At 70.5% G+C, this 22098-nt stretch carries 17 protein-coding genes; 8 read left to right on the top strand and 9 right to left on the bottom strand.

What is annotated here, in order from left to right; translation table 11 throughout:
• Positions 1 to 27: 27 nt before the first annotated feature.
• A complete protein-coding gene (locus tag BM362_RS42225) occupies positions 28 to 966 on the top strand; it encodes a GlxA family transcriptional regulator (protein ID WP_093576954.1) in 939 nt (312 codons plus the stop codon).
• A gap of 45 nt (positions 967 to 1011) precedes the next feature.
• Here the strand turns inward: BM362_RS42225 and BM362_RS42220 are convergent, their stop codons facing one another.
• Positions 1012 to 3621, bottom strand: coding sequence for a fibronectin type III domain-containing protein (locus tag BM362_RS42220; RefSeq protein ID WP_093576953.1), 2610 nt, complete (start codon positions 3619 to 3621; stop codon positions 1012 to 1014).
• A 235-nt stretch (positions 3622 to 3856) separates the two neighbouring features.
• On the opposite strand from BM362_RS42220, the gene BM362_RS42215 reads away from it, so the two are divergent.
• The 3 genes from BM362_RS42215 to map all read left to right on the top strand — a co-directional run bounded on the left by BM362_RS42215 (position 3857) and on the right by map (position 7139).
• A complete protein-coding gene (locus tag BM362_RS42215) occupies positions 3857 to 5182 on the top strand; it encodes a glycoside hydrolase family 27 protein (RefSeq protein ID WP_244287462.1) in 1326 nt (441 codons plus the stop codon).
• Positions 5183 to 5385: 203 nt separating this feature from the next.
• Positions 5386 to 6240: a GNAT family N-acetyltransferase gene (locus tag BM362_RS42210; RefSeq protein ID WP_067591059.1), complete on the top strand. Its 855-nt coding sequence runs from the start codon at positions 5386 to 5388 to the stop codon at positions 6238 to 6240.
• 41 nt (positions 6241 to 6281) lie between these two features.
• On the top strand, positions 6282 to 7139 hold the full coding sequence (gene map / locus BM362_RS42205) for a type I methionyl aminopeptidase (protein WP_067591062.1): 858 nt from the start codon (positions 6282 to 6284) through the stop codon (positions 7137 to 7139).
• 44 nt (positions 7140 to 7183) lie between these two features.
• On the opposite strand, the gene BM362_RS42200 is transcribed toward map, so the two are convergent.
• Positions 7184 to 7858: a FadR/GntR family transcriptional regulator gene (locus BM362_RS42200; RefSeq protein ID WP_167545648.1), complete on the bottom strand. Its 675-nt coding sequence runs from the start codon at positions 7856 to 7858 to the stop codon at positions 7184 to 7186.
• Positions 7859 to 7906: 48 nt separating this feature from the next.
• On the opposite strand from BM362_RS42200, the gene BM362_RS42195 reads away from it, so the two are divergent.
• Entirely contained in the window at positions 7907 to 9181 is a 1275-nt protein-coding gene (locus tag BM362_RS42195) for a CynX/NimT family MFS transporter (RefSeq protein ID WP_425285772.1), read from the top strand.
• A gap of 194 nt (positions 9182 to 9375) precedes the next feature.
• On the opposite strand, the gene BM362_RS42190 is transcribed toward BM362_RS42195, so the two are convergent.
• Positions 9376 to 10770 (bottom strand): mycothione reductase, encoded by a 1395-nt coding sequence (locus BM362_RS42190; RefSeq protein ID WP_093576951.1) that lies wholly within the window; start codon positions 10768 to 10770, stop codon positions 9376 to 9378.
• A gap of 70 nt (positions 10771 to 10840) precedes the next feature.
• Complete coding sequence (locus BM362_RS42185; RefSeq protein ID WP_093576950.1) at positions 10841 to 11701, bottom strand: M15 family metallopeptidase; 861 nt, start codon at positions 11699 to 11701, stop codon at positions 10841 to 10843.
• A 172-nt stretch (positions 11702 to 11873) separates the two neighbouring features.
• Here BM362_RS42185 and BM362_RS42180 point away from each other — a divergent pair, with 172 nt between their 5' ends.
• Together BM362_RS42180 and BM362_RS42175 are read left to right on the top strand one after the other, a co-directional pair.
• Positions 11874 to 12692 carry a S1 family serine peptidase gene (locus BM362_RS42180; protein ID WP_067591073.1) on the top strand — a complete coding sequence of 273 codons (819 nt, stop codon included), beginning with the start codon at positions 11874 to 11876 and terminating at the stop codon, positions 12690 to 12692.
• A gap of 20 nt (positions 12693 to 12712) precedes the next feature.
• Positions 12713 to 13144, top strand: a complete 432-nt coding sequence (locus tag BM362_RS42175) for a GNAT family N-acetyltransferase (RefSeq protein ID WP_093576949.1) — start codon at positions 12713 to 12715, stop codon at positions 13142 to 13144.
• On the opposite strand, the gene BM362_RS42170 is transcribed toward BM362_RS42175, so the two are convergent.
• The 4 genes from BM362_RS42170 to BM362_RS42155 form a co-directional block, all read right to left on the bottom strand.
• Positions 13141 to 14307, bottom strand: a complete 1167-nt coding sequence (locus BM362_RS42170) for an 8-amino-7-oxononanoate synthase (protein ID WP_093576948.1) — start codon at positions 14305 to 14307, stop codon at positions 13141 to 13143. The two genes, BM362_RS42175 and BM362_RS42170, sit on opposite strands and share 4 nt — an antisense overlap.
• Positions 14308 to 14986: 679 nt before the next feature.
• Positions 14987 to 16711, bottom strand: coding sequence for a DEAD/DEAH box helicase (locus BM362_RS42165; protein WP_093576947.1), 1725 nt, complete (start codon positions 16709 to 16711; stop codon positions 14987 to 14989).
• A 321-nt stretch (positions 16712 to 17032) separates the two neighbouring features.
• Entirely contained in the window at positions 17033 to 17989 is a 957-nt protein-coding gene (locus tag BM362_RS42160; protein WP_093576946.1) for a serine protein kinase RIO, read from the bottom strand.
• A gap of 680 nt (positions 17990 to 18669) precedes the next feature.
• Positions 18670 to 20184, bottom strand: a complete 1515-nt coding sequence (locus BM362_RS42155) for an FAD-dependent monooxygenase (RefSeq protein ID WP_093576945.1) — start codon at positions 20182 to 20184, stop codon at positions 18670 to 18672.
• Positions 20185 to 20276: 92 nt separating this feature from the next.
• On the opposite strand from BM362_RS42155, the gene BM362_RS42150 reads away from it, so the two are divergent.
• Positions 20277 to 20879 (top strand): TetR/AcrR family transcriptional regulator, encoded by a 603-nt coding sequence (locus tag BM362_RS42150; protein ID WP_093576944.1) that lies wholly within the window; start codon positions 20277 to 20279, stop codon positions 20877 to 20879.
• A 189-nt stretch (positions 20880 to 21068) separates the two neighbouring features.
• Here the strand turns inward: BM362_RS42150 and BM362_RS42145 are convergent, their stop codons facing one another.
• The gene (locus tag BM362_RS42145; RefSeq protein WP_093576943.1) at positions 21069 to 22055 is read right to left on the bottom strand and encodes an aldo/keto reductase; all 987 of its coding nucleotides are present in this window, start codon (positions 22053 to 22055) and stop codon (positions 21069 to 21071) included.
• Between the last annotated feature and the right edge of the window lie 43 nt (positions 22056 to 22098).

Raw genomic sequence — 22098 nt, 5'->3', positions numbered from 1 at the left:
AAAGACGTCATCGGGTACTTTCTTGCCATGCATCGCGTGGTGGCTCTCGTCCAGCCGGTGCAGTCGACGTTCGAACTCGGCTGCGGCGCGGAGGTGTTCGGCACGACCCGGGGCGGGGTGCCGCAGCACTACGAATTCGAGGTGTGCACGGAAAACCCCGGGCCGGTGCCGACCACGGCCGGATACGAGATCCACGTCTCCAGCGGGCTTTCGGCGCTCTCGAAGGCGGACACGGTGCTGATCCCCGGCTGGACGCCCGTCGAAACGCCGCTCTCGCCGAAGGTGCGCCGGGCGTTGCTCCGCGCGCACGAGCGAGGCGCGCGGCTGGTCACGATCTGCTCGGGCTCCTTCGCGCTGGCCCAAACCGGGCTGCTGACCGGAAGAACCGCGACGACGCACTGGGCGCGGCTCGAACAGTTGCGGCGGGATTTCCCGGAAGTCCGGGTGGAACCGGACGTGCTATACGTGGACCACGGCGACGTCGCCACCAGCGCGGGTGCGGGAGCGGGCATCGACCTGTGCCTGCACCTGGTCCGGCGCGATCACGGGGCGGCGCACGCGGCGCTCATCTCGCGGCACATGGTGATGCCGGCGCATCGCGAAGGCGGCCAGGTGCAGTACGTGCCGCGGCAGGCGTCCGCGTACGCGTCCTTGGACGGGCTGCTCGACTGGGCGGGGGAGCGGTTGGGCACGCCGCTGTCGGTGGAGGATTTGGCTGCCCGCTTGCGGATTTCGCCGCGGACGCTGGCGCGCCGGTTCGCCGATCAGTTCGGGACGAGCCCGGGTGCGTGGCTGTTGTCGAGACGGGTGGCCGAGGCGCGGAGGCTGCTGGAGGAGACCGATCTGCCGGTGGACGCGATCGCGGCGCGGGTCGGCTTGGTGTCCGCGGTGAACCTGCGGCGCCGGTTCCGGGCGCAGGTGGGGACGACGCCGGGGGCGTATCGAAGGGCCTTCCGGATAGGGTGATCGGCGCGCACCGGCAGGGCGGTCCGGTACGCGCCGACCACCGGGTTACGCGGTGGTGGCGTGCACCGTCACCGCGGGGCCGGCGCCGTTTCCGGTGACGGCGGCGATGGTGAACGTGTACGCGGTGCCGGACTTCAGACCGTCCACGACGCGGGTCAGGCCCTTCTGCGTGGGCTGGCTGACGATCGTGTCTCGTCCGGTGATCTCGATGGTGCGGCCGTCGGACACGGTGATCCGGTAGCCGATCACCGGGGTCGACCCGGTTTCCTTCGGCGGCGTCCAGCGGATGCTCGCCGCGTCGGTGCTCGGCAGCGCCTTCGCCCCGGTCGGGACGGCAGCGAGCTGGGTCCCCGGTTGCGCGACGGTGACCGGCGCCGACGGCAGCGACGGCAGGCCAACCCCATGCCGATTGCGCGCGGCGACCGTGACCGTGTACGTCCGGCCGTCCGTCAGCTTCGGGATCACCGTGTATCCGGTCCGCGCGAAGTCCTTGGCAGACACCGAACTGGTGACACTGTGCCTGCCGTCCGAAGCGGTCAGCACGTAGTCCTGCACCGGCGCGCCGTTTTCCGCGACAGTGGGGTTCCAGGTCGCGTACAGCCGGCCGGACACCGAGAAGGTGCCGATCCGCGTCGGAGCCTGCGGAGCGGACGCGCCGTCGGTCCGGCGGTTCAGCACCCAGCGGTGGCCCGGTTCGATCCCCGCGTTGTCCACAATGGACTTGGGTGCGGCCGCCGGGTTGTTCAGCAGGTGGTTGCCCGAGGTGATGACACCCTTCTTGGTGCCGTCCGGATCGCCCTGATCCCAGTAGTTTCCGGAGATGACGGTCGGGTCGTTGTTGCCGAGCGAATCGCGGTAGTCCACGTGCGTGGAGGCGACGTTGGCGTACGCCGCGTGGTAAAGCACGTTGCCGGAAACGGTTTCGTAGGTGCAGCCGTTGTCGGTGTAGACCGACTTGCCGAGGCCCCACTGGTCGTAGATGACGTTCCCGGTCACCTTCTCGCCCTCCGCCTGCGACGGGCCGGTGATGCCCTGGGTGTAGATGCCGCCGCCGTCGTCGAGGGAAAGCATGTAGTCGTGGATCAGGTTGTCCGACACCACGTTGCCGCGCGAGACGTTCGGCGTCGCGGCCTGCTTGATCTTGTCCGGCCAGCCGCCCCAGCCCATCGAGATGCCGGAGTACGCGACGTGGTCGATCTGGTTGTGCGACACGACATTGTCCTGCGAATACCCGTTGACGATCGGCACTCCGCCGGTGAATTCGCGCGGCATGCCGTACAGGTGGTTGTTGGTCACCTTGACCCGCGCGGTCAGGTCCGCGCCAGCCGCGGCGGGCTTGCTGACCCCGCCGATCTCGACGCCGTTGCCGGAGATGTCGGTGAACACGCTGTCGGACACGCTGCTGTCCTGCGCGCCTTCGCCGAGGTCGAGCCCGGCCGCGCCGAGGTGCGCGAACACGGTGCCCCGGAACTCGATCCGGTGCCCGTGCGACATCGAGACATTGCCGGGTTCCTTCGTCCAGTCCGCGTACGGGCAGGTGCCGCCGGGGGTGAACTGGCACAGACCCTGCGTGGCCCAGCCGCGTTCGCCGGTGATCCGGTAGCCGGCCTGGATTTCGGAGAAGCCTTCCGGCGACGACGGTTCGAGCCAGGTCGCGTAGGAGAACTGGATGCCGCGGAACGAGATGTCGTGGATCGGCGCTTCGGCGGTGCCGCGGCCGTCCACGAGCTTCTCCAGCGCGGGCATCTCGACATCGGCCCAATGCAGGTTTTCGCCCTTGCGCGGCAGGTAGTACACGGTGTGTGCGGACCGGTCGAGATACCACTCGCCGGGAGTGTCCAGCAGCTCGAACGCGTTCTCCGCGTAGGACGGCTGCCGTCCGTTGGTGAGATCGCCCGGGCCGACCATGTTGACCGAACGGCCGGGGATGTCGGCGAACATCACGCGCCGGGTCGAGTTGTCCCAGCACGGCTGCGCCATGGTGATCGTCGTGCCCCGCGCCGAGGCGATCGGGCAGCGCGGCTCGGTCCACTGGCCGAGGCCGTTGCGCTCGACGTTCCACAGTTCCTCGCCGCTGGTGTACACCAGTTCGAGGTCACTCGGGTTTCGCCAGTGCGCCATGGTGTCCGCGGACGCGGTGTACCCGGTGCCGGTCGCCTTCACCGTCACTGGAAGCCGTCCGGACGCTCGCTGCGCGCGGACGCCGTCGACGTACAGCTGGCGAGTGTTCTCCAGCCCGGCGGGCGCGGGAGCGGAGTAGAGACCAGGGCGTCCGGCGACCGGATGCCAGCCGGTGACCTGCTTGCCGCCGCTGACCACGGTGCCCGGCGAGCCCTGCCAGACGACCCGGTGGCCGTCCGCGGGTGAATCGGCCGCGTCGAGTTCGAGCGGTTTGTCGAGCCGGTAAGTACCGGAGGCGACGTGCACGGTCAGGTCGGAGTTCAGGTGCGGTGCGCGTCGCCGGACCAGCTGCTGGGCGCGCGGCAGCGTGCGCACCGGAGACCAGATGGCGCCGGACCCGGAATCGTTGCCCCACGGCGAGACGTACACGTCCTGGCTGCCCGGCCACGCCGCGGCCGCACCGGCGGGCAGCAGCGCGGTCGCGGTCAGCGCCGCTACCGCGAGCCCGAGGGTGCGCGCTGGTCTGAACTTCATCCGGGACCTCCGTGTTCGCCAGTGAACGACGCTGGGGCGCGCCGCAAGAAAGATAGGATCTATTTGCGGTCGTGTCGAGAGGTCTTCCTGGGATATTCCTGGCATTCACGGTGGTGAACAGGGTTGATCCGGTCGGCGGGTGCTGTCCCGGTTAGCGGTCAGTGATCCGATGAATCATTGCTGACTCAGGTTCGGCGCGCGTACAACGAAGCGATCCCCGGGAGAGGTGGTCGCGATGAAGCGAAGTCGGATCGGTGTGCTGGCCGCGGCGATGGCGGTGCTGGCCGGAGCGCTGGCGGGAACCGCGGCCGCGGACAGTCACTCGATCGAGTCCTGGACGCCGGTGGCGAGAACGCCGCCGATGGGCTGGAGCAGCTGGAGCGCGCTGCGCCGGAAGTTCACCGAGGAAACGCTCAAGGCGCAGGCCGACGTCATGCACGACCGGCTCGCCGCGTACGGCTACCGCTATCTCAACATCGACGCGGGCTGGAACGACCACGTCGACGAGTTCGGCCGGGTCGCGCCGGACCCGAAGAAGTTCCCGGACGGCATCGCGTCGCTGGCCCGGTACCTGCACCAGCGCGGCCTCGAATTCGGCATCTACCTGGTGCCCGGCGTTCCGGCGCAAGCGGTCGCGGCCGATTCGCCGGTCGAGGGCACGCCGTACCGGGTGCACGACATCGTCATGGCGGGCGCGGGCAACACCGCGGACGACAAATCCGCGAAACTCGACTTCGGCAAGCCCGGCGCGGCCGCGTATGTCCGTTCGCAGGCTCGGCTGCTGGCGTCGTGGGGCGTCGACTACATCAAGATGGACTTCGTCGGACCCGGCGGCGGAAAGATCCCCGCGGACAACCGCGAGGACCTCCGGCAGTGGCACGCGGCGATCCGGGCCAGCGGCCGTGCGATCCACTGGGAACTGTCGAACTCGCTCAGCATCGCCGAGGCCGCGACCTGGCAGCGTTACAGCAACGGCTGGCGGATCGAAGGCGACATCGAGTGCTACTCGCACTGTGTTGGCCTCACGAACTGGGACGTCCGGGTCAAACTGCGCTTCGCCGACGCTCCCAAGTGGACGCACTACGCGGGCCCGGGCCACTGGAACGACCTGGACTCCATCGAGATCGGCAACGGTGACGCGAACGGCATCACCCCGGACGAGCGGCAGAGCGTCATGACGCTGTGGGCGATCGAAGCCTCGCCGCTGCTGCTCGGCACCGACCTGACCAAGCTTGACCCGGCCGATCTGAAACTGCTCACCAACCGCGAGGTGCTGGCCGTCGACCAGGCAGGACGGCCGGCGCGTCCGGTTTCGCAGGCGACCCAGCAGCAGGTGTGGTTCAGCCCCGACGGCCGCGGCGGGGTGACGGTCGCGCTGTTCAACCTGGGCTCGACAGAGGCCCCGGTGACCGCTTCCTGGCCGGACCTGGGGCTGCGCGGCCCGGCAGCGGTGCGGGACCTGTGGACGCACCGGAACCTGGGAGTGAGCCGGGACAGTTTCACCGCGACGCTGGCGCCGCACGCTTCGCGGCTGCTGCACCTGGTTCCGCGGCAGCACTGATGCCCGGCGGCCGTTCCAGCCGTCCGTGAGGGGAACCCTCACAGACTCCAGGGGGAGGCTCCGGAGGCGCCTCCCCCTGGAGCCGGGCGTTGTCGGCGGCGGAGCCCGCCGGGGCGCCGCCGTTCGGGTGCGAGGGCCGTTCATCTCAGCGTGTCGGCCGGCTCGCGTTCCGTTCACCCGGTTCATCTGGCACTCTGGACCCCGTGTTGCGGCTTGCAGGTGCACGGCTGCTCGATGATCGGGACTATCCGGCGGTGCGCGCTGCACTCGCCGCCGACCCGGTGGGCAGCTGCATGGTCAGCGCCCGGGTCGAGGCGGCCGGTCTCGACCCGTGGCGTCTTGGTGGCGAGCTGTGGGCGGCTGATTCCCGTCCGGTGCGCGCCGGACGGCTGACCGGGTTGTGCTTCGCCGGGCCTAACCTGATCCCGTTGCGCGGCAACGCTTCGGCGCTGCGGTCCTTCGCCGACCGGGCCCTGCGCCGCCAGCGCACCTGTTCCTCGCTCGTCGGGCCCGCGCCGCAGGTGCTCGGGCTCTGGGACGAGCTGTCCCCGGAATGGGGACCAGCCCGCGAGGTGCGCGGCGACCAGCCCCTGATGGCCCTCGAAGGCGACCCGCTGGTGCCTGCCGATTCGCAGGTCCGCACCGTCCGGCCGCACGAATTGGACCGCTACCTGCCCGCGGCGGTGGCGATGTTCGTCGAGGAGGTCGGCGTCGACCCGCGCGCGGGCGACGGCGGAGCCAGCTACCGCGCCCGGGTCAGCGAGCTGATCTCCACCGGACGCGCGTTCGCCCGGTTCGAGGACGGCGAGGTCGTGTTCAAGGCCGAGATCGGCGCGATGTCCGCGCGGGTCGGCCAGATCCAGGGCGTGTGGGTGCATCCGGACCGGCGCGGCGGCGGGCTCGGCACCGCGGGCACCGCGGCGGTGGTGAACCGCCTGGTCCACGGCCTCGGCCGGACCGCAAGCCTGTACGTGAACGGGTTCAACGCGCCCGCGCTGGCGGCGTACCGGCGGATCGGCTTCCAGCAGGTCGGGCAGTACGCGACGGTGCTGTTCTGAGCTGGCTGCGCCGCGGCCGGGCGAGGTCGTAGGCTGGGGACATGTCCGTTCGCGCCCCGTTGAAGCCCGGCGTCCAGACGCCGCGCCGTGCCGTCCCCGCCGACATCGTCCGCCCCGAGTACGTGGACCGGCCGGCACCGAAACGGGACACCGGCAACGGAGTGCGCACGCCCGAGGTCATCGAGGCGATGCGGGTCGCGTCGAAGATCGCCGCACAGGCGCTCGAAGAGGGCGGCAAGGCGGTCAAACCGGGCGCGACGACCGACGACATCGACAAGGTCGTGCACGAGTTCCTGCTCGACCACCGCGCGTACCCGTCCACGCTCGGCTACCGCGGCTACCCGAAGTCGTGCTGCACCTCGCTGAACGAGGTGATCTGCCACGGCATCCCGGACTCGACCGTGATCGAGGACGGCGACATCTGCAACATCGACGTGACGGCCTTCATCGGCGGCGTGCACGGCGACACCAACGCGACGTTCCTGGCCGGCGACGTCTCCGAAGAGGTGCGGCTCCTGGTCGAGCGCACCCGCGAGGCGACCGCGCGCGCGATCAAGGCGGTCCGCCCGGGTCGGCAGCTCAACGTGATCGGCCGCGTCATCGAGGCGTACGCGAAGCGGTTCGGCTACGGCGTGGTCCGCGACTTCACCGGCCACGGCGTCGGCCCGGCGTTCCACACCGCGCCGACAGTGCTGCACTACGAGGAGCCCTCGGTGCAGACGCTGATCGAAGAGGGCATGACCTTCACCATCGAGCCGATGATCACGCTCGGCACCATCGACTACGACTTGTGGGCCGACGACTGGACGGTCACCACGAAGGACAAGAAGTGGACGGCGCAGTTCGAGCACACCCTCGTGGTGACGGCTGACGGTGCGGAAATCCTGACGCTTCCGTAGGGCTCGTCGTGAGTGTTGATCCCGGTTCTCACCGGGATCAACACTCACCAGCCTTCCGCCCGCGCGATCAGCTCGTCCAGGAACCCCGCCGCCTCGTCGGCCGCCCGCCCCGCGTCCCGTGTCTCGATCGCGTCCACCAGCTCCCGGTGCCGGATCATCTCCGCGTGCTCCGGATTGTCCGAAGTGGACGCCACGCTCGCGGTGATCGCCTCCATCAGGCCGCGGTACAGCTCCAGCAGCAGCCCGTTGTGCCCGCACCGGACCACGACCTGGTGGAATTCCGCGTCGCTGCGGGCGAAATCGTCGAGGCGGCCCTCGTCCCAGTCGGTGTCGCGGCGGTTGAGCAGGACGCGCAGCTCGGCCAGGTCCTCCTCGGTGCGCGCGGTCGCGGCCAGCCGAGCGCCCTCGACCTCCAGCAGCCGCCGGACGTGCAGCACCTCGCGCAGTTCCGTCCCGCACAGGCGGCGGATCGCGCCGGACACCTCGCTCGTCGCGCGCACGTACGTGCCGTCACCCTGGCGGACCTCCAAGATCCCGGTGTGCGCCAGCGCGCGCACGGCCTCGCGAACCGTGTTGCGCCCGACGCCCAGCTGCGCGGACAGCTCCGGCTCGGTCGGGATCCGGTGCCCGATCGGCCATTCCCCGGCGGTGACCGCCTCGCGCAGCTGGTCGATGACTTGGTCGACGAGTCCGGCTCGGCGGGTGGTGGCCAACGGCACAGCCTGATCCCTTCATCCAATCATCCTACGTATGGAATAGTAGCGCACATGTCCGCCGACTCCCGAGACTCTCGAGCCGTGTCCACCGCCACCTATTCCGACCGGCTTGAGCTGGAGCTGGAAGGCAGCCTCGAAGAGGAGGTGCCCGCCGGTCGCCGTCCGGGCGTGGTGGCGGGCGGCGTGCTGCTGGCGGTCGCGGTGGTGCTGACGGCGATGAACCTGCGGCCGGCGATCACGAGCGTCGGCCCGCTGCTCGCGGAAATGCGCGGCAGTCTCGGCGCGTCCGCGGTGTGGGCGAGCATCCTCACGACCCTGCCCGGCCTTTGCTTCGCCGGTGCCGGCCTGGCCGCGCCGGTGCTGTCGCGCCGCTTCGGCATCGGCCCGGCGATCGGCCTGGCGCTGGCGGTGCTGACCGCGGGCCTGGTGGTGCGGGTGCTCGACGGACCGTACGTCGTGCTCGGCGGCACGCTCGTCGCCACCGCGGGAATCGCGCTGGTCAACGTGCTGATCCCGGTGGTCATCAAGGATTCGTTCCCGGCTCGCGTCGGGCTCATGACCGGCGTCTACACCGCGGCGTTGCAGGGCGGCGGCGCGGCGGGTTCCGCGCTGAGCCCGCCGCTGGAATCGGCTTTCGGCGGCTGGCGTGCCGCGCTCGGCTCCTGGGGCGTGTTGTCGGCGATCGCTTTGGTGGCATGGCTGATCGCTTCGCGCGGCACGGGCCGTACGCCGCGGCCGGCCGCGGGCTCCGCTCCCGCCCGGTCGCTGATGCGCAGCCCGCTGGCGTGGATCGTCACGATCTTCTTCGGCCTCCAGTCGTTCATCGCCTACGTCGTGATGGGCTGGCTGCCGCAGGTGTTCATCGACGCGGGCGTCAGCAAGGCCGACGCCGGTCTGCTGCTCGGCCTGATCTCGGTGATCGCGGTGCCGATCAGCCTGGTGATCCCGCCGATCGCGGCGCGGCAGAAGAGCCAGAGCCCGTGGATCGTGGGCATGGGCGTGTTCGGCGCGGCAGGCATGCTGGGCCTCGTCGTCGCGCCCGGGTTCTCGCCGCTGCTGTGGAGCATCCTGCTCGGCATCGGGATGAGCGTGTTCTCGCTGGCCCTGACGGTCATCGCGCTGCGAGCCCGGACCGGCGCGGAAACGGCGCGGCTGTCCGGGATGGCCCAGGGCTTCGGATATCTGCTGGCAGCGGTCGGACCGTTCGTGTTCGGCCTGCTGCACGACGCGACGGGCAGCTGGACGGTGTCGTTGATCGTGCTGCTCGTGGTCATGGTGACGCAGATGGTGTTCGGGGCGTTGTCCGGGCGGCGCCGCTTCGTGTGAGGCCACTTACGAGCAACGCCAGCTCAAGATCCGTGACCTCGGTCCAGCGAGCGGCCCTTTCCTCCGCGGCCGCAACGACTCCCCGGCGGTCAGGTCAGTCCCCGCACCTGCGCGGGGAACCCTGGCAACGCGACATCCTTGTTGCCTGATTCCGGAATCGCCGCCCCGGGCGATCACCTCCCGGTGTCCCGGGGTCAGTCCAGCGGCAGATTCAGCAGCGCGTTCTCCACCAGTTCCGGCATCGCCGGGTGGATCCAGTACTGCCCCCGCGCCATCGACCGCGCGTCGAGGCCGAAGCTCATCGCCTGGATCAGCGGCTGGATCACCGTCGACGCCTGCGGGCCGATGATGTGCGCGCCCAGCAGCTGCCCGGTCGCCGGATCGGCCAGCAACTTCGCGAAACCGGTGGTGTCCTCCATCGCCCAGCCGTAGGCGATGCCCGCGTAGTCCTGCTTCGAGACCACGAAGGACACTCCGCGCCCGGTCGCCTGCGCCTCGGTCAGCCCGACCGACGCCACCTGCGGCGAGGTGAACACCGCGTGCGGCACGAACCGGTGGTCGGCCTTGATGCGGTCGTCCGGGTGCGCCAGATTGTGTTGCACCACACGGGCTTCGTGGTTCGCGACGTGCTTCAGCTCCAGCGGCGACGAGATGTCCCCGAGCGCGTAGATGCCTTCGACGGACGTCTGCTGGTAGTCGTCCACCACGACGTGCCCGCGTTCGGTGGTGGCGACGCCGGTGGCGGCCACGTCGAGCAGATCGGAGTTCGGCCTGCGGCCGGTGGCGACCAGGATCAGGTCGGCCTCGACGGTCTCCGCGCCCTGCGGGCCTTCGAGATCCAGCGCGACCCCGGTGTCCGTGCTGCGCGCGCGAACCGTCTTCCGGTCCAGCCGGACGTCGAATCGTCGCGAAGCCAGCTCGGTGAACCGGGCGCTGATGTCCGCGTCCTCTTGCCGCAGCAGCGCGCCGGAACGGTTCACCATCGTGACCGCGACCCCGAACGAGGCGAAGACGTGCGCGAACTCCGCCGCGATGTATCCGCCGCCGAGGACGACGATCCGCTCCGGCAGCGCGTCGAGCCGCATGATCGTGTCGGAGGTGTAGTAGCCGGTTTCGGCCAGCCCCGGCACGTCCGGGATCACCGGCCGTCCGCCCGCGGCGAGCACGAACCGGTCCGCGGTGACGACCTCGTCCGGACGGCCGTCGGCGAAGCTGACTCGCAGCTCCTTCCTGCCGGTGAACCGGCCTTCGCCGCGGTAGACCTCGACGTTGCGGTTGTCCTCGTGGTTCTCGCGGTACTCCGCGCCGCCCTCGGCGATCGGGTCGATCCGGCCGAAGATCCGGTCGCGGACGTCCGGCCAGCGCACCGCGGTGAGCTCCTCGTCCACGCCGAAGCGCGAGCTGCCCGCTGGCGTCGCGGCGACGTCGGCGGTGTAGACGAACATCTTCGTGGGGATGCAGCCGACGTTCAGGCAGGTCCCGCCGAACACGCCCTTCTCCACGATGGCCGTCCGGAGGTCGGCGAACTCCGGCCCGAGGATCGAGTTTCCCGATCCGGTCCCGATGATCACCAGGTCGTAGTGCGGCACGGCGGTCCTTCCCGAAAGCGGTTTGCTGCCAGCCTAGTCAACCCCGGACGCCTGCCCGGGTGTTCCCGGATCACTCGCCGTTGGCGGTGAAATGCATCCGGTCGACCGGCGACTTCCACGCCCCGCCCCACTGCCAGCCCGCCCCGGCGAACGCGCGCACGACCGGGCCGCCGGCGGTGACCATCCCCGGCCGCACGTTCGCGCGGTCGACGTAAGCGGAGGCCAGCTCGGGGAGGACGAGGTCGTCCTTGGTGTAGGGGTTGCAGAACGGATTGACGTCCACCGCGAGCCCGTACGCGTGCGCGGACCAGTTCTTCTGCCCGCGCACCGGACGGCAGACGAACGCGCTGGTGTCGTTGCCGTCGCCGGTCGGCGGAACGTCGAGTTCGGCGGGGGAGGTGATGCGCATTTCTTCGATGGGGAACTGCTGCGCGTACAGCTCGCTGAACGCCTTGACGACCGCTGGAGCGGCGTCCTTGTTCACCAGCAGCTCGCCGGTGTGTGCGCGATGGTCGAAGCCCCAGAAGGAAAGCGTGACGTAGCGGAGGTCGGCCACCGGCACCGGACAGGCGGCCTGCCAGGTGCTGCGCTTGAGCACGGCGTCGGGGACGTCGGCGATCTTCGCGGCGTACGTCGTGCTGGACGGCGGTGGAAGGAAGTCCTGGGTCGGCAGCGAGCGGTTCACCAGTTCGGGTGGAGTCGGCAGGATCTGGCCGAAGCCGTCCGGGCGCAGCGGCAGCGGACGGGCACCCACCTGCCAGGTGACGGCGGGCGCGCTCGTCGCTGTCCGAGTTGCCGGAAGTGCCGGACTGGACGGCGCCGACGGCGCGCTCAGCGGGCTCGGCGGGGGAGCCGCGGGGGTGCTGGTGGCACATCCGGCCAGCAGAAAGACCATCAGCGCGCCGGCCGTCGCGGCTGTTTTCCGTCGCATGTCTCCAGCTAAGCGAATGCGCTCGGTGTATAGAGAGTCCACCCGTTCCAGTGACACCGTTTTGGGCTTGGCCCGTTTAGGGTAATCGCGGCCGTGTGTGCACGCGCCGGAGTCGGTTGGTTCCCGTGCGCGTCCAGGCTGTGCCGTCGTAGTGCCGATGAAGGGAAAGCCCATGCCCGCGAAGTTCCGTCGTCCGGTCCTGCTCGCGGCGGGCTCGCTGCTCGCCGCCGCGATCGCGGTCCCGGTCGGCTCGGCCTGGGCGTCGACGCCGTCCGACCCGGGTTCGCACGCGCAGCCCCGGATCGTCGGCGGCAGCGAAGCTTCGCTGGCCGAGCACCCGTACGCGGTGTACCTCACCGACCAGAGCGGTTCACAGTTCTGCGGCGCGGTGATCGTGAGCCCGTCAGCGGTGGCGACTGCCGCGCACTGCGCGAAAGCCCTGTCGCAGTCGTCGGTCCGCGTGGTCGCGGGCCGTCAGGACAAGCGCGGCGGCGACGGCGTGGAACTCGGCGTCTCGCGGGTCTGGGTGAACCCGGACTACAGCGACCCGACGAAGGGCGACGACATCGCGGTCCTCACCGTGCGCGGACGGCTGCCCTACCGCGCGGCGAAGGTCGCGGACAAGAGCGACCAGTCGCTGTACGCGGAAGGCACGCAGGCGACCGTGCTCGGCTGGGGACGGCTTTCCGAAGGCGGGCAGCGGTCGGACGTGCTGCGCAGCGCCCAGGTGCCGCTGGTCAGCGACTCCACGTGCAAAACGGCCTACGACACCTACGACCCGGCGAGCATGGTGTGCGCCGGCTACCCGCAGGGCGGCCAGGACGCCTGTCAGGGAGACTCCGGCGGCCCGCTCGTCGAAGGCGACACGCTGATCGGCATCGTGTCCTTCGGCGACGGCTGCGGGAAACCGGGCAAGCCCGGGGTGTACACGCGGGTTTCGCGGTTCTCCGACGACATCGCGGCCCAGTCCCAGGCGCGGTTGTTCGGCTGAGCTGTGTTAAGCAAGGCGGCGTGACGACTCTGCACCGCGCCGCCGGGCCCGACCTCGCCGCTGCCGACCTGTACGAAATCCTCCGGCTGCGGTCGGACGTGTTCGTGGTGGAACAAGACTGCGTGTACGCCGACATCGACGGGCTCGATCTGCTTCCGGAGACCGAGCATCTGTGGCTGGCTTCCGGCACCGAGGTTCTCGCGTGCCTGCGTGTCCTGGCCGAGCCGGGCGGCGGCCGGCGGATCGGCCGGGTGGTGACCGCGAAGTCAGCGCGCGGCCAGGGGTTGGCGGCGCAGCTGATGGCGGCGGCGCTGGACGGTGCGACCGGTGCGTTCGTGCTGGACGCGCAGACCTACGCGCAGAAGCTTTACGCGCGGTTCGGTTTTGTGGCTGAGGGCGAGGAATTTCTTGAGGACGGAATCCCGCACATCACCATGCGCCGCCCCGCTTAACCCCGGGGTGCGGTCGCGGCGATCACCTTCACCGCACGGTCGACGTCCGCCTCGGACAGGTCCGCGCGGGCGGTGAGGCGCAGCCGGGAAACGCCGTCCGGCACGGCGGGCGGCCGGAAGCAGCCGACCTGGATCCCTTGCTCGGCACAGGCTTCCGCCCACGCGGCGGCCGCTTGCGGCGACGGCGTCCGCACGGCGACGACGGCAGCCTCCGGGAGATCGACCGGCAGACCGGCGTTCTTCAGTCCCATCGCCAGGTTCCCGGCGCTCTCGATGACCTTTGCCGGCAGTTCCGGCTCGGACTTGAGCACCTGCAACGCCGTCAACGCGGCAGCGGCACTGGCCGGAGCGAGCGCGGTGTCGAAGATAAAGCTGCGCGCCGTGTCGACGAGATGCCGGACCACGCGGCGCGGACCGACCACGGCGCCGCCTTGAGCACCCAAGGCGTTGGAAAGCGTGAGCGTGGTGACGACGTCCGGCGCGGACGACAGTCCGGCGGCATGCACCGCACCCCGGCCGCCTTCGCCGAGGACACCGAAACCGTGCGCGTCGTTGACGACCAGCGCAGCGCTGTGCGCACGGCAGATCTCGGCGAGTTCGCCCAGCGGCGCGAGTTCGCCGTCGGTGGAGAACACCGAATCGGTGACGACAATCGCGCGCGGTTTGCGTCGGGTGGCCAGCGCGTGCTTGATCGCCGACGGCGTCGCGTGCTCGACGGCCGCGATGTCCGCGCGGGACAGCCGGCAGCCTTCGACCAGCGACGTGTGCACGTACTTGTCGGTGACGATCGCCGATTCGGAGCCGGACAGTGCCGTCACCGCGCCGAGGTTGGCGGTAAAACCGGAGGAGAAGACGAGCGCCGCCTGGGCTCCGCAGAACCGGGCCAGCTCGTGTTCGAGTTCCGAGTGGAGTTCGGTGGACCCGGTGAGCAGGCGCGATCCGGTAGCCCCGGCACCCCACCGCAACGCGGCCGCGGCGGCGGCTCCGGCGACGCGCTTGTCGCGGGCGAGACCGAGGTAGTCATTGCCCGCGAGGTCAAGTGTGGAGTGCTGCGCCGGCCGCGGGTTCATCCGACGGGACAGACCGGCTTCCGCGCGCCGCTGGCCTTCGGCTTCAAGCCAGTCGAAGACGTTCTCAGGCGGCAGCGGCGGAGTGTCAGTCACTGAGGCAGTGTCGCATCCGGCCGGGTGCCGCGTTTCCCGCCCCCGCCTCGGGAAGGCCGGGAAGCGGGACGGGACAACGGAAAAAGGCTGGTGCGGCGGGTTTGGGCCGGGCCGGCTGGCCCGACCTTTGCTTGGCGACGGCCGGGGTGTGGCTTTGGGGGCGGGCTGGCTGGTGGCGGGGCGTGTGCTTGGTGATGGTTGCTGTGTCGGGGTGTGGGCTGGCTGGTGGGCGGGGCGTGTGCTTGGCGATGGTCGCTGGGCCGGGGTGCGGGCTGGCGGAGTGTGGCCCGGCGTGCGAGACCCGTAGTCGGCGGCTGCTGCGTCGGGTTGTGGCTTTCAGCGATGCGGGCTGGCTGGCTCGCGCGGCCCCTCCTTGGTGGCGGCCGCTGTGTCGGGGTGCGGGGTGGCGGAGCGTGGCATGTCTAACGTGTGAGAGTCGGCGGGCGCGGCCCCTCCTTGGTGACGGCCGCTGTGGTGGGGTGCGGACTGGCTGGTGCGTGAGACCCGTGCTCGGCGGCGATCGCTGCGTCGGGTCGCGGCTGCTGGGGTGCGGTGACTGCTGCGGCCTGACGGTGAGCCCAGGTCCGGCCGCTGCGGTGTGCGATCCGGTTCAGCAGGCGAAACCTGCCCGGAAACGAAGAACGGCCCCGCCGAAGCGGGGCCGTTCTCCAGGAATCAATCAGGCGTCGTGACCGCGGCGCGGGCCACGGCTCGGGCGCTGCGGGCGGCCGGAGCCGCCACCGCCGAAGCGTGACTGCTGACGGCTGCGGCTGTAACCGCCGCCGCGGTTCTCACGGGAGCCGTAGCCACCTTCGCGTGCGTAACCGCCTTCGCGGCCGCCCTCGCGCGAGTAGCCGCCCTCGCGGGCGTAACCGCCGTCGCGGGAGCCTCGGCCCTCGTACGAGCCGCGGTTGTAGCCGCCTTCGCGGGGACCGCGGTCCTCACGGGATCCGTAACCGCCACGGTCTTCGCGAGAGCCGCCGTAGCCGCCGCGGCCGCCTTCGCGTCCGCCGCGGTAGCCGCCGCCCTCGCGCGGGCCGCGGAAGCCGCCGCGGTCGCCGCCGAAGCCGCGGCCGCCGGAACGGCGCGGGGACTCCCGGCGACGCTCCACGACCGGCTCGCCGCTCGGCTCGCGGGCACCGGTGATGCGGGACAGGTCCTCGTCGTGAGTGCGGATCATCGTGGTCTCGGCGCGCACGCCGGCCCGATCGGTCATCCGGCGGACGGTGCGCCGCTGGTCGTGCGTCACGAGGGTGACGACGATGCCGGACGCGCCCGCCCGGGCGGTGCGGCCGGCGCGGTGCAGGTAGTCCTTGTGGTCCGCGGCCGGGTCCACGTGCAGCACCAGCGAGATGTCGTCGACGTGGATGCCGCGCGCGGCGACGTCGGTGGCCACCAGGACCGCCGCGTGGCCTTCCTTGAAGTCGGCGAGGACGCGGTTGCGCTGGCCCTGGGTCTTGCCGCCGTGCAGGGCGACCGCGTGCACGCCGCTCTCGCGCAACCGCTCGGTGAGCCGGTCCACGTGGTGCTTGGTGCGCACGAACATGATCGTGCGGCCCTCGCGGGCGCCGATCCGGGTGATGATGTCCTGCTTGTCGGAGTGCGAAACCTGGAACAGGTGGTGGTCCATGGTGGTGACGCTCGCGGTCGACGGCGCGACCGAGTGCGTGACCGGGTCGGCCAGGTACTGCCGGACCAGCTTGTCGACGTCGCCGTCGAGCGTCGCGGAGAACAGCAGCCGCTGCCCGCCGGGAGGGGTGAGGTCCATGATCTCGCGGACCTGCGGCATGAAGCCCATGTCGGCCATCTGGTCGGCCTCGTCGAGCGCGATGAAGTTGCAGTCGCCGAGCGAGGCGGTGCCCTGGCGGACGTGGTCCGACAGCCGTCCCGGGGTGGCGATCAGCAGGTCGACGCCGCGGGCGAGCGATTCCGCCTGGCGGCCGAAGGACATGCCGCCGACCGCGGTGCGGCACCACAGGCCGAGGGACTTGGCGAGCGGGGTCAGCGAGTCGGCGACCTGCATGGCCAGCTCGCGGGTCGGCACCAGCACGAGCGCGCGGGGGCGCTTCGGGCGGGCCTTGCCGCCGTCGAGCCGGGCCAGGATGGCCAGGCCGAAGGCCAGCGTCTTGCCGGAACCGGTCTGGGCGCGGCCCAGCACGTCGCGGCCGGCCAGCGCGTCCGGGATGGTCGCGGACTGGATGGGGAACGGAGCGTCGATGCCCGCCTCGGCGAGCGCCCGCAGCAGCGGCTCGGGCAGGCCCAGCTGGGCGAAGGTCTTCACGGCGGGGGTTTCCACCGTGTCGTTGTGGAGAACGTCTCCACCGGCCGGCCGGTGCCGAGGCTTGCGCTCGGGGCGGTCCCCGCGGGAGCGGGAGGACTGGCCGGGTTCGTACGTGACTGTCACAAATGCCTCTCGGACGTGGCACGTCGCAAGGGAGGCCCGGGCTGCCCGCGCGCAGGCAGGGCAAGATGGTGTGGCGATGGGCGTTCACAGGGACGGACCCGGTGCGCCGAGCCATGGCGTGGCACACCGACGGAAATTGCTTCGGATGGCCGCGAGTCCTTCTGCGGACTGTGGAGGCGACGGACACCAACTCATCCACGCCGCCGTTGCGGTCTTGACACACTCTACCTGAGAGATCGCGGTTGCCCCGCACCCAGGTGCGCGGTTGTGGGCGGGGTCGCAGGTGTGGCCTGTCGCACACCCGCGGCCCCGCCCGGAGCTTCAGCCGAGACCGGCCGCGTTTTCCAGTTCCCGCACCAGGTCATCGGTGCCGGCGACCTGTTCGGACAGTCCGCGGCCGCGGAACCAGCCGGCGAGGTTCGCGACGTCGCGGGCGAGGAATTCCCGGCCGCGCGGGTTCGCGATCACGTCGACCGCCTGGGGCAGGTCGATCACCATCAGGTGGCCTTCGTGCACCAGGAGGTTGTACGCGGACAGGTCGCCGTGCGCGAGACCTTGCCCCGCCAGGAGTTCCAGCGCCGACACGGCCTGCTCCCACAGATCGGCCAGCTCGTCCGGTCCGGGCCGCAGCTGCGCCAGCCGCGGCGCGGCGGTGCCGTCGGATTCGCCGAGGAATTCCAGCAGGATCTCGGTGCCGTGCCGCTGCACCGGATACGGCACCGGCGCGCCGATCGTCCACAAGCGACTGAGGACGGCGAACTCCGCCACCGCCCACTGTTCGGCGATCAGGTTGCGGCCGAACGAGGTGCGCCCCGCCATCGCCCGCATCTCGCGGGACCGGCGCATCCGCCTGCCCTCGAGATAGCCCGCGTCGCGGTGGAACAGCTTGTGCTCGTCTGAGCGGTATCGCTTGGCTGCCAGCAGAACTCCGTCTTCTCCGGGAAGGTTGCGGCGCAGCAGATGCACGTCCGCTTCCTTGCCGGTCTTGAGCACGCCGAGATCGGTGTCGACCGCGGCGAGTTCGGTGACCACCCAATCGGGCCGCGGATGCGGGCCTTGGTCGGCGTCGTCCCAGTTGGTCCATCGGTCGGCGCCGTCGGGCAATGCGGTTTCGGTGTAGGCGTCTTCGCGAAGCTGGGCGAGGCGGACTCGCTCGGCTTCGGTGAGCCGTCCCCGGCGAGCGGGGGCGGGCCCGTCGTCGTAGCGGGGGCGACGGCGCATCCGGCGGTCGGTGTAGTCGGAGGCTTCGGAAAATTCGTCGAAATCGTGCTCGCGCACTGGTGGGTTCTCCTAGACCAGGGTGCCCACCGGGCGAGCGCGTGCTCTAGCCGAGGCGGGCGGGCGGAAGAGGGCAGGACTGCGCCCGGACAAACTCCACGACGCACCTCCCTTGCTTCCGGCAGCCGACGGCAACCCGCCGGACGCCGACCACTTTGCCGCCCGTCTCGAACCCGCGCAACTGATTTATTTCGTGCCCGCCCGGCACGCGCGTGCGGTGACGCGGAGCTTCCGGAACTCGCCTCTGTGATCGCTCCGGCCGGTCGGCCGGAACGCGTGACTGATCTATTTCGTACCTGCCCATCGTGTGAGTATGGCGTCGGGGAGCTTCTGGTTGGCCGGTCCCGGGACTCGTCTGCGCGGTCACGCGATCCGGGCGGGCGAGGGGACTTGGTTGCCGGTTGGGCCTGGTGGCTGATCATTTCGCGCCTGCCCATCGTGTGAGTGTGGTGTCGGGGGGCTTCTGGTTGTCGCTTCCGGGACTGGCTCGCGTGATGGCCCCGTCTGGGCGGGCGAGGGGCTGGGTTTGCCGGTTGGGTCGCGTGACTGGTTATTTCGCGGCTGCTCGTTGTGCGGCTGCGGTGTCGGGGGCTTCTGGTCGTCGCTTCCGAGCTTGCCGACGTGGTGGCTCTGTCTGGGCGGGCGAGGGGCTGGGTTTGCCGGTTGGGTCGCGTGACTGGTTATTTCGCGCCTGCCCATCGCGCGAGTGCGGTGTCGAGGAGCTTCTGGTCGTCGCTTCCGGAACTGGCCCAGACGATCACTCCGTCCGGGCGGACGAGCAGGCTCGGCTCGTCCGCTGGATCGGCCACGTACGCGAGCCGGTCGTCCAAGCCGGATACTGCGAACCGGCTGTCGGGGGAGTGGTCGACGAGGACGAAGCGGCCGTCGTGTGCGTGGTCGGCGAGGCGGGTTCCGGACGTCAGTTCGACGTCTCCGGCGATCGATCCGACCGGGGCGGGGGCGTCGTCGGCGACGTCGTAGTGCTGCAGGATTCCGGACGACAGCGCGACGATGCGGTTCATCGCGGCGGGCACTCGGAGCAGTTCGCCGCCGACGATTTCGCGCAGTTGTTCGGTGCGTTCGTCGCCGCGCAGGAGAGCGACCTGGGCACGGGTCCAGTCGAGCACTGCTGCGCCGACCGGGTGGCGTTCGGTTTCGTAGGTGTCGAGCAGTCCCGCAGGCGCCCAGCCTTGGACGGTCGCGGCGAGCTTCCAGCCGAGGTTCGCCGCGTCGCCGAGACCGAGGTTCAGGCCCTGTCCGCCGAGCGGGGAGTGGACGTGTGCCGCGTCGCCGGCCAGGAATACGCGGCCGTGCCGGTAGTGCCGAGCCTGACGCGCGTTGTCGGTGAAGCGCGTTGCCCGGCCCTGGATTCCGGTGATGATGACCGGGACGCCGGTGACCTCGCGGACGGCTTCCTGCAGCTCTTCGACCGGCACCGGGGCGTCGCGGTCCTCCGGCGGCTGCCGGAATCGGCTGAGGAAGATGCGGCCGGGGACTGGGCCGTACGCGTAGACGCCGCGCGGCGTCCAGGTCCAGCCCGGGCGCAGGCCGCTCGCGTCTGCGAAGTCGGCGATGGCCTGGTAGCCGGTCATCTCCGGATCTGTGCCGTCGAACTCGATGCCGAGCTGCTTCCGGATGACACTCCGCCCGCCGTCGGCCGCGACGAGCCAGCCCGCGGTGAACTCGCCCGCGCTCGTGTGGACTGTCACGGACTCGTCGGCGGCCCGCACGCCGTGCACTTCGATGCCGCGCCGGAGGTCGACGCCAAGCGTGGCGCAGTGTTCGCCGAGCATCAGCTCGACTTCCTGCTGCGGCACGCCGAGCCCGTTCGACACCGCCCGGTGCGCGGCGAGCACGGGATCGCTCTGGTCGATCAGGTCGTTGTCGAACAGGAAGCCGGCGAAGTGCCCGGCGGCCAGGAACCGGCGGCCGCCCCGTTTGGCCGCCTCGACGGTCGGGCCGAATTTGCCGACCGACGCGAGGAACCGCCGTTGGGCCGCCTCCGCCGCGGGCAGCAGGCCGCGCCGGTCGAGGAGTTCGGCGCTGGCGACGTTGACCGATCCGGCCTTGATGTTCGGATCCGGCTCCGGCAACCGGTCCAGCACCGTCACCGCCACCCCGCGCAGCGCCAGTTCCCCGGCGAGGAACAGCCCGGTGGGCCCGGCCCCCGCGACGATCACCTCAGTGCGCTCCATGTCGTTCTCCCCTCTACTCTTGTCCGACGGCTTAACCAAGTGTGCTTACCTAGTAAGCTTACCAGGTAAATACAACACGGAAGGGTGGACTCATGCCCAATCGCGGCGATCGAGGCGGAGCCAAGACGCGGGCGCGGATCGCCGAGGTCGCGACCGGGCTGTTCCTGGAACGCGGGTTCGACGCGGTCACGATCGCCGAGGTCGCCGCCGCGGCCGGGGTGTCCAAGGTGACGGTGTTTTCGCACTTCGAGCGCAAGGAGGACCTGCTGCTGGACCGCCTGCCGGAGGCGATCGAACTGGTGCGGTCGGCGGTCCGCGAACGGACTGGCGGCGTGGTGGACGCGCTCCGGCAGCTCGCGCTGACGCTGCAGGAAGACGGGCACGTGCTGTCCGGCGTGGGCGGCGACATCGAGCCGCTGATGAGGACGGTCGCGGAGTCGCCCGCACTGATCGCGCGGCTGCGCGCGTTCGGGTACGAGATGGAAGCCGAGCTGGCCGCGGAACTCGCCGCGGACGCGCGGTTCTCCGGGGACGCGGCGCTGGTCGCGGCGTTGGTGGTGGCGGCTTACCGGACTGTGACGGTGGAGACGATCCGGCGGCGGCTGGAGGGGCAGGACCTCGCTGAGCTGAGGGTGTCGCACCGGGAGCGGTTGACCCGGGCGTTCGATGCGGTCGATCGCCTGGTCGGCGGCTGAGGCAGGCTGCTGCGTCCATGGCTCGCGTCGGTAAGGGAACCGCCAGGGGCCGGGTTCGAGCGGGAGCCAGTCTCGGCCGGACTGGCTCGGAGGCACGAGGAAAGTTCGTCGCGCGCGGGCGTTCGATGCGCTGGACCGTTTGGCCGGCGGCTGAGGCGACGCTGGAGATCCAGCGTCGCCTCAGGCGGGTCAGCGGTTGACGAATGCGAGATGCGCCGCGTCGTAGCGCTCGCCCGCGAAGTTCTCCGGCGCGGCGACGGCCTCGATCGCGGCGAGATCGTCGGTGGTGAGGTCTACGGTCAGGGCCGCGAGGTTTTCCTCCAGGTACTGCTTCCGCCGCGTGCCCGGGATCGGCACCACGTCCTCGCCGCGCGCCTGCACCCACGCCAGCGCCAGCTGTCCGGTCGTGACCTCCTTCGCGGTGGCCAGCTCCTCCAGTTTCGCCACGATCGCGAGATTCCGGTCGAGATTGCCGTCGGCGAAACGGGGCTGATAGCGCCGCACATCGTTGTCCGCCATCGTCGCGGTCGAGCGGTAGCGGCCGGTCAGGAAGCCGCGGCCGAGCGGGGAGAACGGGACGATGCCGATGCCCAGTTCCCGGCAGGTCGGTGCGATTTCGGCTTCCAGGTCGCGGGTCCACAGGGACCATTCGCTCTCCAGCGCCGCGATCGGGTGCACCGCGTGTGCGCGCCGGACGGTCCGCGCGCTCGCCTCGGAAAGCCCGAGGTGGCGGACTTTCCCGGCTTGAACCAGTTCGGCCATCGCGCCGACGGTTTCCTCGATCGGCACATCCGGATCGACTCGGTGCAGGTAGTACAGGTCGATGTGGTCGATGCCGAGCCGTCGCAGCGAGGCGTCGCAGGCTTGGTGCACGTAGGCGGCGTCGCCGCGGACTTGGGTCGGTTCGCCGAGGCGGTTCGCGATGCCGAATTTCGTGGCGAGCACGACCTCGTCGCGGCGGTCGGCGATCGCGCGGCCGATCAGTTGCTCGTTGTGGCCGGAGCCGTAGAAGTCAGAGGTGTCGAGGAAATTCACCCCGAGGTCGACGGCGTGGCGCAGCGTCTCGATCGACTGCGCGTCGTCGGTCGCGCCGTAGCCGTGGCTCATTCCCATGCAGCCCAGGCCCTGTGCGGAAACCGTCAGTCCGCCGAGGTTCCGGGTCGGGACGTCGGTCATGGTCGCTCCTTCTGCGCTGGATCCTGTCTCCGGCGACGCTAAA

It is taken from the genome of Amycolatopsis rubida (genome assembly GCF_900115345.1).
Lineage (GTDB): Bacteria > Actinomycetota > Actinomycetes > Mycobacteriales > Pseudonocardiaceae > Amycolatopsis > Amycolatopsis rubida.
Note: the sequence above shows the minus strand (reverse complement) of the source record. Positions and strands in the feature narration are given on the sequence as shown.